This is a genomic window from Fusibacter sp. 3D3 (genome assembly GCF_001748365.1).
Lineage (GTDB): Bacteria > Bacillota > Clostridia > Peptostreptococcales > Acidaminobacteraceae > Fusibacter_A.
This window is the reverse complement of sequence record NZ_BDHH01000004.1, coordinates 1-12,556: the sequence shown is the minus strand read 5'-3', so window position 1 is coordinate 12,556 and position 12,556 is coordinate 1. Positions and strand designations below refer to the sequence as shown.

The 12,556-nt window shown below is 37.4% G+C and carries 9 protein-coding genes and 1 pseudogene; 7 read left to right on the top strand and 3 right to left on the bottom strand.

Features of this window, described 5'->3' with window-relative positions; translation table 11 throughout:
* Positions 1-252: 252 nt before the first annotated feature.
* On the bottom strand, positions 253-1,251 hold the full coding sequence (locus F3D3_RS05850) for a lipoate--protein ligase (protein WP_242877090.1): 999 nt from the start codon (positions 1,249-1,251) through the stop codon (positions 253-255).
* 219 nt (positions 1,252-1,470) lie between these two features.
* Here F3D3_RS05850 and F3D3_RS05845 point away from each other — a divergent pair, with 219 nt between their 5' ends.
* On the top strand, positions 1,471-3,660 hold the full coding sequence (locus F3D3_RS05845; protein WP_139132037.1) for an ABC transporter transmembrane domain-containing protein: 2,190 nt from the start codon (positions 1,471-1,473) through the stop codon (positions 3,658-3,660).
* Positions 3,596-3,949 carry a hypothetical protein gene (locus F3D3_RS05840; protein ID WP_139132036.1) on the top strand — a complete coding sequence of 118 codons (354 nt, stop codon included), beginning with the start codon at positions 3,596-3,598 and terminating at the stop codon, positions 3,947-3,949. Before F3D3_RS05845 ends, F3D3_RS05840 begins: the two co-directional genes overlap by 65 nt.
* A gap of 49 nt (positions 3,950-3,998) precedes the next feature.
* Here F3D3_RS05840 and F3D3_RS05835 read toward each other — a convergent pair whose 3' ends face one another.
* A complete protein-coding gene (locus tag F3D3_RS05835; RefSeq protein WP_069872086.1) occupies positions 3,999-4,829 on the bottom strand; it encodes a DegV family protein in 831 nt (276 codons plus the stop codon).
* 279 nt (positions 4,830-5,108) lie between these two features.
* Between F3D3_RS05835 and nhaC the strand changes: the two genes are divergently transcribed.
* The 3 genes from nhaC to F3D3_RS05820 all read left to right on the top strand — a co-directional run bounded on the left by nhaC (position 5,109) and on the right by F3D3_RS05820 (position 9,771).
* A complete protein-coding gene (nhaC, locus tag F3D3_RS05830) occupies positions 5,109-6,527 on the top strand; it encodes a Na+/H+ antiporter NhaC (RefSeq protein WP_069872085.1) in 1,419 nt (472 codons plus the stop codon).
* Positions 6,528-6,622: 95 nt separating this feature from the next.
* Entirely contained in the window at positions 6,623-8,650 is a 2,028-nt protein-coding gene (locus tag F3D3_RS05825) for a transporter substrate-binding domain-containing protein (RefSeq protein ID WP_069872083.1), read from the top strand.
* Between the two features lie 17 nt (positions 8,651-8,667).
* Positions 8,668-9,771: a sigma-54 dependent transcriptional regulator gene (locus F3D3_RS05820; protein ID WP_139132035.1), complete on the top strand. Its 1,104-nt coding sequence runs from the start codon at positions 8,668-8,670 to the stop codon at positions 9,769-9,771.
* Here the strand turns inward: F3D3_RS05820 and F3D3_RS05815 are convergent.
* Complete coding sequence (locus F3D3_RS05815) at positions 9,738-11,345, bottom strand: IS1634 family transposase (RefSeq protein ID WP_069872079.1); 1,608 nt, start codon at positions 11,343-11,345, stop codon at positions 9,738-9,740. The genes F3D3_RS05820 and F3D3_RS05815 overlap by 34 nt on opposite strands.
* 341 nt (positions 11,346-11,686) lie before the next feature.
* Here F3D3_RS05815 and F3D3_RS24035 point away from each other — a divergent pair, with 341 nt between their 5' ends.
* Both F3D3_RS24035 and F3D3_RS05805 read left to right on the top strand, forming a co-directional pair.
* Positions 11,687-12,166, top strand: coding sequence for a DUF6431 domain-containing protein (locus F3D3_RS24035; protein ID WP_084388849.1), 480 nt, complete (start codon positions 11,687-11,689; stop codon positions 12,164-12,166).
* A 74-nt stretch (positions 12,167-12,240) separates the two neighbouring features.
* A pseudogene (locus F3D3_RS05805) lies at positions 12,241-12,556 on the top strand (helix-turn-helix domain-containing protein); the annotation flags it as partial.

Genomic DNA, 12,556 nt, shown 5'->3' with positions numbered 1-12,556 from the left:
TACATCAAGCAATAACGATGCCAAAAAAAAATATTAATTAACTTTAATTCTAGAATAGAGTATTTGCAATGCAATAAAGAGCACTTTATTCTAATAAGAAGCAATAAAATAACCAAACATTTTGTGGATTGATAAATAAATAACGTAAGTGTATATAAATGACTACACTCTTCTAGTGAAAATTGTCATATATTCTTCAGTGTATCCGATTTGCTACATTTTATTCGCAAAAAGTGTCAACGTTTTTATACACTATAATTTTAAATCGGTCAACCAAGCTTTTAAATCATGAATCATTGGTTTCAACGCATCTGAATCTTCTAGAGATTCAAGTGCAGTCTGTAAAGGCTCATTTTCAAGCTTTAAACCGTTAAAGAGAGGCTGAAGTTGCTCAATAAACTGTGTAGACATAGCATCCGAATAGACAGTAGTTTCCTCTATAAGGGCATCTTTTAATGCAAAGTTGAGAACAACCTCACCCCATGTGAATTTTTCGTCAAAGGTAACATCGAACTTAGGTGTTTTTCCAAATCGCCAATCCCATGAAGCGTAGTGACGATAGCGTTCTAAAGCTTTTTTAGAGGCTGTAATTTCAGAGACCATGGTTATTTCTTCGCATTTGCCGTATTCTCTTTCAAAGGCATCGCTGATGGCATCAATCGTCATAGGAATTGTGAGCTTTGGATTTAAATCCTTTAGATTGATGACGCGAGATTTTACGGATTCAACCCCTTTAGCCTTGAGTTTTTTCAGGGATACATTGAGATATCGACCCAATTTGGTCATATCAACATCAATAAGAATCGTACCGTGGTGATAGTAATTTTCTTTACCATAGTAAAATGCATTTCCTGAAAATTTACGGCCTTCAGCCAAAATGTCATTTCGTCCAGAAAATTCTGCATCTATCCCTAAAGATTTAACACCTTCTAGAATTACTTTAAGTTGCCTTTGTAGGTTTTCACGAGATTTATGCATGATAAAAGTGAAATTTAAATTACCAAGATCATGAAAAACAGCACCACCACCTGAAAGTCGACGCGCTAATTTGCCCTGATCCTTTTCTAAATCCGTTATGAGTACTTCTCTCCATGGATTTTGATGTTTGCCAATGACAACTGTATTTTGATTTTGCCATAAATAGAGGATAATTTCATCTTTAGAAACCTGATTGACAAGTTCCTCTTCTAATGCGAGATTAAACCATGGATTAGTGGATTGAGATCTGTAAATTTTAGCAGTTGTTTTCAATTGAAACCTCCTAAAGCGTATTATACTTAATTCTATCATAAGTTATGGTGCGTTCGCTATATACCCACAATGAAACTTATATCTACAAATAGTATTCGAGTATAAATGAAAAAATTTGGGAGTTGATTCAATTAAATCAGATTGTAGTGGGTATATAGTTTAGGAGAACCCTTAAACTATAAATTCAAAATGCAATTTAATGAATTGGAGTGATTGCCGTTGAGACGCTATATGGGCTTGATTCTAAACTTTTATAAACCTTATAAGCTCTATTCATCCCTCTACTTTTTAGGGATTTTATTCGACCTAGCGGTGGAAAGTTTTGTCGCATTAAGTTTTAAATTTTTAATCGATAATGCAATTTCAGTCAAGCAAAAAGAGGTCATGGTTTTAGTGCTTGTGTTACTCCTTTTGAGTACTGTAATCGCAAAAATAGGATTTATCATTAGATCATTTCTATATGCAAAAGTGGCCACTGGAATTACTAAAAATCTTCGTATCGCCCTCTACGGACATCTCCAAAATCGATCTGTTCAGTTTTTTTTGGATACGAAGCTCGGCGATATTTTATCGCATTTCTCAACAGATTTAGCAAGTGTTGAAGCTTTAACATATAGGGCAGTGCCCGCTGGAGCTTATGCAGTCATAGGGATTGTACTCAATCTTATCATTATATTTATATTGGAGTGGCGCCTTGCTTTAATATCGCTAATAGGGTTAGTTTTTTGCTTAACAAGTCCGTATCTTTTTAGTAGAAAAGCGGCTCAATTTAACGAAATTGTTAAGGCGACACAGGCGGATCTACTTTCAGATGCCGAGGAAAGTATCAGTGCGCAAAAAGTGATCAAAGCGTTTAATCTTCAAGATACGTTTATGCATAAATTAGAGGGAAAGAGTAGCCATTTAGAGGATACTGGAACCAGGGCCTTTTTTTTTAATGACCTTATGGAAATTACACCAAATCTCATCATTGAGTTGTTTAATGTTTTGATCATTGCCATTGGCGCATTTATGGCATTTAATGATGTCATTTCTGCTGGGACATTGGTTTCCTTTAACAGTTTATTCATAGGGCTCTCTGGCGCTGTGGCGAGTTTAACTTGGGTATTCCCCTTGTTTATGGAATCCAGTGCTTCCATTAAACGACTTCAAAAATTTATGAGCATAGAAGATGAGGCGCCTACGTCAGCAGATGGAAATACTGAAATGCATTTTGAACAGGAGATTAAGTTTGACCAAGTATCGTTTGGCTATGTGCCCAATCAGATGACTTTGAAAGCACTTAATCTTGTGATTCCCAAAGGTAAATCTGTTGCAATTGTGGGTTCAAGCGGTTCTGGAAAGAGTTCTATTCTCAATTTGATTATGAGATTTTATGATGCGAATTCTGGTAAAGTATATATCGATTCGGTAGATATAACCCAGATTTCACGTCATAATATTCGAAACAAAGTAGGCATAGTGCTTCAAGATAACTTTCTCTTTAATCGGTCGATTAAAGACAATCTGAGTCTGGCAAATGAAAAGGCGACATTAGAGGATATGATTCACGCATCACAACTTGCAGAAATTCATGCGTTTATCATGACTTTGGAAGATCAATATGACACGATAGTGGGTGAACGGGGTGGGAAGTTATCTGGTGGCCAGAGGCAAAGACTTGCACTTGCAAGGGCATTGATCTCGGATCCTGAACTTTTAATTTTAGATGAGGCGACTTCGGCATTAGATCCCAAAACGGAGCTCGCCATCAATAGCACTTTAGAAAAATTGGCTGAGCACAAAACCTTAGTTGCAATCACGCATAGACTAGAAAACATTACAAATTATGATTTGATTTACGTTATAGAAGATGGCTTTGTCAAAGAGAGTGGTTCTCATCAAGAATTGATGCACGCAAGTGGCCCATATGCAGAGCTCTACGATAAACAACATGGCTTTATTATAAGTGATGCGTTTACACATGCTGAAATCGAAATGGAGAGACTTTCTAAGATTAAACTCTTTGGGAAGCTAGATGAGTTCATGTTAAATGAACTCAAACTCTTTTTCAAGTCAGAATTTTATGATGTGGATCACAATATAATTAAAGCGGGTGACTACGGCGATTGCTTTTATGTGATCGTCAGAGGACAAGTTGTGGTTTCGGTTATGCTTGAAAGTGGCCTTGAGAAGGCTGTAAGTGTGCTTGAAGATGGTGATTACTTTGGAGAAATCGCACTGTTAAAGTCAGTGCCTAGAACGGCGACTATTCGTGCTAAGAGCCCTAGTTTGATCTTGTCATTAAAACGAGATCATTTTGATCAAATTTTGTCAAAAGCACCAAGTCTTAAACGAGAGATGAGTGAAGAGATGGAGATCAGGCTTAAACAGCTTGCTTGTTTCGGTTCAGACTTCTATTCATCTTAAATTAAAAAATGCCCTAATCATTTATGGCGATAAGGGCAGTATTAAAATGCCTTCTTTTTGGATGGCACAAGAAGCTTTACTCATTTCTGAGGGACAAGAAACACATTTTCGTAGACCTGAGTCCCTTTATGCTGGCTATCAATATGAGGCAAGAGCTGTTTGTAATGACATCTTACAGCATAAACTTGAGAACAGTAGAGTTACGCATAAGTTCACACTTGAACTCACTCAGACACTGGATCGAGTAAGGCGAGAAATAGGCCTAAAATACAGTTCTATCGAAGATTGATTATCGAGGAGAAAGAGAAGCGCTAGAGGTGTCAATCCAAATGTCCCTTTTAAAAAGCGATGGTGAGACCCCCTCTACTCGTATAGACACTACTCAATCCTGCTGTAGGCACGATGATGATCTTTTTAAAGTTATATCGGGCTTCTACTTCAGCTTTTAGGGTTTCAGCCTTTGCCAAAGCTTCGCAGTGTGAGATGCCTAAAATGCGATCAGAAAAGTCATCACAGTGTTCTCCAATAATTTCTACCAGTTTGCGGATTGATTTTTTTTCACTTCGAACGTTTTCATAGAGTTCTACTTCGCCATGTTCATTGGCATACAAGATGGGTTTAATATTTAGGGCATTTGCGATGATGCCCTTTAATTTTGTGATGCGTCCGTTTTTAATCATAGTGTCAAGAGAACCTAATTGGAAGAAAAATTTTTGCTTTTCTAAATAAGCATTTACATGCTCCACAATTTCCATTTCAGTGAGCTTTTCATCAATCATCGCTTTGATCACCATGGCGATGAGGGTTTCTTTCACAGATGAGCCCTTTGAATCAAATACATGTATGAATTTATCGCCGTATTCTTTTAAATAAAGGTCTTTAGCTAACATAGCACTGTTATAAGTACCACTTAGTGCAGAGGTTAAAGTCACCACAAAAACAGAACCAGCGTCTTTAAACGCTTCTATAAATTCTTGCGGAGATGGACATGATGATTTTGCCACCTCTTTACAATGTTCAATCGCATTAATCAATTTAGAAACATCTAAATTGGCATCATCCTTGAAATGTTCTTGTCCCACAGTAATGGTAAGCGGCACTAAAGTAATCCCTAAACTACTTTTCAAATTCTCATTTAAATCACAACTGCTATCTGCAACTATTCTCATACGGCACTTCCTTCTTCTAAAATATACGATTAGTATACCACAGAACGCCTCAAAATGGTCGCTGATTTTATTGCAAATGAAGATCAAAACACAAATTGTGAAAAAAAATTCATAAAGTTATGAAATAAATTTCACAAAAATGCGGGTCTTTAATGGCAGAACACACGTTAACAGTTCATATAGGCCCTTTATCATGCGGGGTATGAATTGGCATTCAATTTGCGATATAAGAGCGTTGTAAGTTTACAAAATAAAAAAGGGGAATTTAGGAGGCGTATTATGGAGGTTAGAAAACCGTATATTTATGAAGCCATTTTATCTTTTGCGTTTTTGATTGCTGTTATGGGCATCGGAATTGCATTTTTTGGAGCGAATCCACACATTCCAATGCTCATTGGAACAGCCTTTGCTGCGGTGATTGCACTGAAAATTGGCTACAAATGGCAAGATATTGAAAACAGTATGTATGAAGGGATTAGACAAGCACTCCAAGCGATTATTATTTTAGCGATTATCGGTGTGCTCATAGGCGTATGGCTCCTATCGGGTGTTGTGCCTACTATGATCTATTTTGGGCTAAAAATATTATCTCCCAAAATTTTCTTAGTAGCAACTGTTTTAATCTGTTCGATTACATCTTTGGCGACAGGTACATCTTGGGGAACAGCTGGGACTATAGGGATTGCACTTATGGGGATTGCAAGTGGACTCGGTGTTCCAGCACCAATTGCAGCAGGCGCTGTTATTTCAGGAGCCTATTTTGGGGATAAAATGTCACCCCTTTCGGATACGACTAATCTTGCGCCAGCAATGGCAGGTACCGATGTCTTCACACATGTCAAGTTTATGCTAAAACCCACGTTAATAGCCTATGTTATTACACTTGCTGTATTTGCATTTGTCGGCCTTGATTTTGGTGGTAATAATGTGGACATGACTGCAATTCAAACTATGAAAACAGCACTGGAAACTTCATTTAATTTATCGCCAATTTTGTTGTTGCCACCGATTACAGTTATTGTATTGATCTCAAGAAAAGTACCTGCAATTCCAGGCATATTTATTGGGATTATCTTAGGGGCAGTTTTGGCGCCTATTTTTCAAGGCGCAAACTTTGGAGATATATTGAATTCAGGTTATTCGGGATTTGTAAGTCATACGGGTATAGAATCTATAGACAGCTTGTTGACTGCTGGTGGGCTTTCCAATATGATGTATTCAATCTCATTGACACTGATTGCAATGATGTTTGGTGGCATCATGGAAAGAACTGGTCAACTTGAAGTCATCGTTGCAAAGTTGCTTGGTCTTGTACATTCTGCCACTGGTCTGATTACTTTAACGATTGCAACTTGTATTGGAAGCAATATGACTATGCCAGAACAGTATATTTCCATAGTTGTGCCAGGTCGAATGTATGCACAAGCTTATAGAGATCGGGGTTTACATCCAAAAACACTTTCAAATGCATTAGAATCCGCTGGCACATTGACATCCGCTTTAATTCCATGGAACACATGTGGGGCCTTTTTATATGGGGTATTAGGCGTACCGACGATGCTTTATGCAAAATGGGCAGTTTTTAATTATGTGACTCCAATTGTGGTTATTTTATTAAGTTTTACAGGGCTCACGGTGGCGATGCTAACCGATGAAGAGCAGAAAGCCAATTCGGAGTCAGTTGAAGTCGAAGCATAATGAGATATAATAAGATCAGGAGACCTTGGGGCTGCTGGTCTTTTTTTATCACAATAAACTTGAGCCGAAAGACTTGAGGCGAAATGGGGGGTAGAATGAAAAAGAAAAAGCTCGTAATAGTATTCTTAGCCAGTATTGCCTTGATACTTTTTTACACAAATCAGTATCTTAAAATTGAATACACCATTAATATTTGGACATTTTTGAATCTGAATTCTGGGTTTACAAATGAGGAGAAAGCGTTTCTAGATCAAACAGATGTCCTCATTTACGGTGGCAATATCAACGAACCGCCATTGGGAATCTACTATGAGGACAATAAGCAATACATTGGACTTGTTGTGGATTATATGAATGCACTTTCTATTGAACTTGGGACTTCGATTGTTTCTAAGCCGATGGTTTGGAATGAGGCATTATTAGCGCTTTCGAAGAATCAGACAGATCTTTGTGACATGATTCCATCAGAAGAGCGGTCAAAGTTATTCAGTTTTTCAAATCCGCTCTATGATTTGAGAGGGGTAGTGATCCTTCCAAAGCGCGATGCGTTTTTTAAAACAATAGCGGATTTGGATCAAATGAAAGTAGCGGTTCAAAAGGGTGATTATGCCATTGAGCGTCTCAAAGAAAGAAATATCAAACCCCATTATGTTTTTACAGATGATGTGCTTGAGGCTTTAGAACTCTTGTACTCAGGACAAGTTTCAGCTGTGATTGGCGATGAACCTGTCATATGGTATCATCACAATGAACTTATAAACAGAGAAGATTATAAGATTTTTGAGGAACCCCTCTATAGTGAAGCTTGCGTAATTGCCGTTCCAAATGAAAAGAAGGCGCTTATTCCCATCTTGAATAAGGCTATATACCAGTTGAGACGCAAAGGCATATTATCACAAATTGAAGACAAATGGTTTGGCTCAAGAATGACTTTTTTTGATAACAGAACTGAAAAAAAATTAAGACTTAATTTATTTGTCTTTGGTATACTGATTATAACAACGGTTACAGTGATTTATCTCTGGAATAGAAGCCTGAAACTACTTGTGGATTCAAAGACAAGCGAGTTATCGTTAATGCGTGATGAACTTCAAATCACATTTGATGGGATGGCTCATTTATTAGTGCTCATAGGAGAAGACCGTATCATTTATAATCTCAATGCCGCTTTTTCAAACTATGTGGGGTATAGCAAGTCACATATCAAGCAAACTGTGATAGATCAGTACCCTCTCTTAAGTGCAATAGAATCTCAATATAAAAATTTGCAAGCTGATCCAATGGCATCATTTGTTGCTATGAATAAAGAGGCTAAATTTGATTTGAAATTCAAAGCGTATTTTTATTCAGTTGAATGTTATCCCCTAAAAAGTCAACATAGTGCGGGTGAAAGTCTTTTGATTATGATCTCTGATGTCACAGAATCCAAGTTTCAAGAGGACAAATTGAGTCACTCCAATAAAATGATGGCCATAGGGAGACTTGCTGCTGGTGTGGCACATGAACTTCGAAATCCACTTGGAGTCGTTCGAAATTCGACATTTATTTTAGAATCCGAAGCACAAATGGATACGCCTGATGCAACTTATGCCATTAGAGCAATTAACAATGCAGTAAAACGGGCAAGTGGCATTATTGACAATCTCTTAAATTTTTCCAGACTATCTTCAGATCAAACGGATGTCATCGTTCTACATCAACTTATTGAAGAGGTGGTTCGTTTTTTTTCAAAAAGCGCATTTGAAAAACACGTTCGGTTAATCATTCAATGTGAACATGATTTGCTTATTAATTCAAATCAAGAAGCTTTAAAACATATACTCATTAATCTCATACAAAATGCAATAGATGCTATGGAAACTAAAGGTGAAGTTAAAATTATGGGTTGCAAAGATGAGAAAGCACTTTTCTTACGTGTGATTGATGAAGGGAGTGGCCTTGAAGACGTGATTAAATCTAAAATATTTGAACCTTTTTTTACAACAAAACCTTTAGGACAAGGGACGGGTCTTGGCTTATATATTGCCTACTCTGAAGTACACAAACTAGATGGCGAAATTACCTTTGAAGATAATCCATCAGGAGGCACCTGCTTTAATGTTAAAATTCCAATTCGTAGGTGAAAAGAGAGGATGACATCATGAATCCAAATTTAAAGATCTTGTTAGTAGATGACGCACCTGATTTTATTGAAATACTAAAGAGGATACTCATAAAGCAAGCTTATAATGTCTTTACGGCATCTTGTGGCGAAGAAGCGATCCAAATGATTAAGTCACAAGATTTAGACGTGGTTATAACCGATATGATGATGAACGGATTGTCAGGACTTGATATTCTTGAATATATCCAAAGTGAGCAACTTGAGGTCTATAGCATAGTCATAACGGCGTATGGAAGTGTTGAAAATGCAGTGGATGCTATGAAAAAAGGGGCATTTTCATATTTTATTAAGAGCAATGATCCACAAGAGCTCATCTTTGAACTTGAAAAAATTAAGAAGTTGAAGCATCTTTCTAAAGAAAATGCACGTCTTAAAAGCAATACTTTTGTTCAAGATTATGTATTGGAAACTAAAAATGCTAAATTTCAAAGTGTTATCAAATATGCAGAAAAAGTAGCGCAGACAGATGCAAATGTGTTGATCTTAGGGGAATCAGGTGTGGGTAAAGAAATTATAGCCCGTTATATTCATGATTATAGCAGCCGAAAACAAGAAGTGTTTATGGCCGTTAACTGTTTTTCTTTCTCAGATAGCATGTTAGAGGCAGAACTCTATGGACATGAAAAAGGTGCTTTTACAGGTTCTACACAGACGAGGATTGGGCGATTTGAAGCTTCGCATTTAGGCACTTTATTTTTAGATGAGGTTGCAGATATTCCACTTTCTGCGCAGACTAAGATTCTTAGAAATATTGAGCGTAAAGAAATCGAACGCATTGGGAGCAATAAAACGATACAAGTGGATTTTAGACTGATCGCTGCTACTAATAAATCTTTAAAGGCAGAAATGGCGATGAGAAATTTTAGGGAAGACCTTTACTACCGTATGAGTACAGTGGTTCTAGAAATTCCGCCGCTTAGAGAGCGAAAGGAAGACCTGCCTATACTCGTGGCATACTTTTTAACACGTGCGCGACGAGAACTCAAAAAGAATGTGATACAAGTGGATGAACCCCTTATGGCCATTCTAACCTACATTCCCGAAATTTATAACGAGGGTGGTTCAACTCCTAATGCATGATAGAGTTCCGTCTGTTTTTCAGTAACTTCACCTAAGACTCTACCATGCGTGGGTGCCTCAAACAGTTCAATTACATCGAGTTCATCTAATAAGCCTTGAAGTGTCCACTTATCAAAAAGTCCTGCATCCTGCATTTTCTTTTTTACATAGGAAAGATAAATAAGGGCTATAAATCCAACAAAAAGCTTGCCATTTAAAGATAATTCGGATGAAACCTGCATTCTTCTAAAATTTAGTCTTTCTTTCAGGTTGCCAAACCCTTTCTCTACGATATCTTTGCTTCGGTAAATGGATAGTGCTTCAAACGGGTCATTGACTTCATTGGAGAGTAATGCAAAGTAACCATAGTTGTTAGCGGCTTCTCTCATGGCTTCTTCTTTTGGAACAACCTTTCGTCCTCGTTTTGGCGTTTCTGTTACGGTGAAATACTTGTCATAATCMCTGCCGCAATAATCCTTGCGCGTTCCATCTRTCAGATCGTTATAGAGACGAGTGAGATAATCATTCATATCAGACTGATCTTTTGCTGCCTTTTCTGGATTATAGAAAAGCAATAGATAAGCACGACGGGTATCCTTAATGGTATCTCCCTTATAAGGACGTTCTTGTTCATAGTCCCAGTCGATTTGACGACATATGCCATAAGTACCAAATTGGGTTTTAAGATTTGACCAAAGCCTCAAATTTGCACGTTCTTCTTCAAGAACGCTTTTTATATAATTCAGTCCAAGTTTAACACCAACAAGAAATTTTTGATGGTTTTTGTAGAGCAAGTCAACATTTTTCTTGCTATAGAAACCTCTATCTAAAACGATGCGAACTTTTTTGTATCCCATGACATCAAATTCGCTCATCAATTGCTTGATAGTTTTAACATCTGTGATGTTACCAGCCAGCTTTCGGTAGTAAAATGGCAAGCCAGATTCTTCACCAAACAATAGCGCAAGATTGATTTGGGGCAATCGATCATGTTCCTTGTTTCGTCCTTTCTTCACTTGACTGAGCGTTTCAGAATAGCTAGATATTGAAGTAGTGTCAAAAGCCCAGTATTCCTTTTCAATACGTCGTTTTCCTTGCTTCTCGAAAAAACGCATTCTATTTTCTTCATTGATAGATTGAAATAATTCGCTGCTGCGCTGAGAAACTATATCCTCACCATATGGATGTATGTGGAGTTTTTGCCAATGAGAAAAACGACTCATGGAGTTATTTTCTTCTAGTATAAGATAATAAGCAATGGATTGAATCTTTTTATAATCATTAGGAAAGCAACTTTTGAGATCGGTTGTAATCCCGAGAGATTTTCCAATCTGGTCAAACAGATAAGTAGCGCCAAAAAAAGAGCGTTGATACTTTGTCATTGCAACAGGCCCAGGTTTAACAGATGACGATTCAACTGATTGACTCATCTTTTTGTAGGCACGAGTAGGAATGATTGTACCAGATGCAGAATCTACCTTGCCTAAAAGCTTTCTGTTTGCTCTTGACTGTTGTTTTTCCTTGTCCCAATACGATTCATTTTGATAGGCATATGTTATGCCAGTTTTCTTGTTTGTTTGATATATAATCCCCATAACGTAATCGCCACCCTCGTTATACATTATAATATATAACGAGGTAAATATCAAGACAAAAATGGCTTAAAGCATTTATTTTACTGGATTTTATTCGTGTTTTATCGTTATACATTTAGGGAACCTAGGATATAGATTGTTATTGGCATCTTGATCTGGCAATTATCAAATCTTATTGATTGTCATAGCTCTGCTTAGTATACTGTCATTAGTATATGAAAGGAAAAAGTCCCTGAACACATCTCCTACAACAGACCATGCATCCAAGGACTCTCAAATAACATGATAATTGTAACCGATTATGAAACTTTTTTCAATGAGGAATTTGATTTTTTTATATTATGAGTAATGATCCAACCATTTGTCCTATCTGCGATAATGTACTGAAGTATAGAGATTCTCTTTTAAGACATATGAAACTTGAAGGCCAGAATCGTAAAAACTACATGATACGCCGTCTTCAATGTACCCATTGTGGAAGTCTCCACAGAGAGCTCCCTGACTGCTTTGTACCATACAAGCATTATGGGGCTGAAATCATTTCTGGGGCTGTTGACGGCATTGTAACTTCAACTGACGCCGATTCTGAAGACTATCCATGCGAGATAACAATCAACAGATGGAAACATTGGTTGGCTTTTAACACCAATAGAATTAATGGGTATTTGAGATCTATTGGTTTTCAGGTCCTGGGTTTCAGTGAGGAACTTCTGAAATCCACTACGTCACTACTCGATGAATTGCGAAGTTCAAATCCAGAATGGCTTGAAACCATTCTCAGATTCATCTACAATTCAGGCGGTTTTTTAGGCGTTGTGTAGTTTGCTTCTGCACCGACTTTGGTTTTGTGTCATAAACTCTATGGTTTATGATGACCTCAAAGGAGGTCATTATAATGAAAAAGAATGACGAAAAGAAAAAGTGGCAAGAGCAAGAAGCATTAAGGCGCTTTCAAATCATATCACCATTGCTGGATGAGAGTCTTGATTCAGCAAAGAAGCAGCAACTTCGAGAGGAACTGGCTGAAAAACACCAGTTGTCCGTCAGAAGTCTTTATCGATATGAGAAGGCTTACAGCACCAGCGAATTTTCAGGTTTGAAGCCCAAGACCCTGGAAAAACGCATATCAAAAAACCTCCCATCAAACTTTGATGAATTACTATCTGAAGTCATACAACTAAAACGCGAAGTTCCAACGAGATCAATAGCCC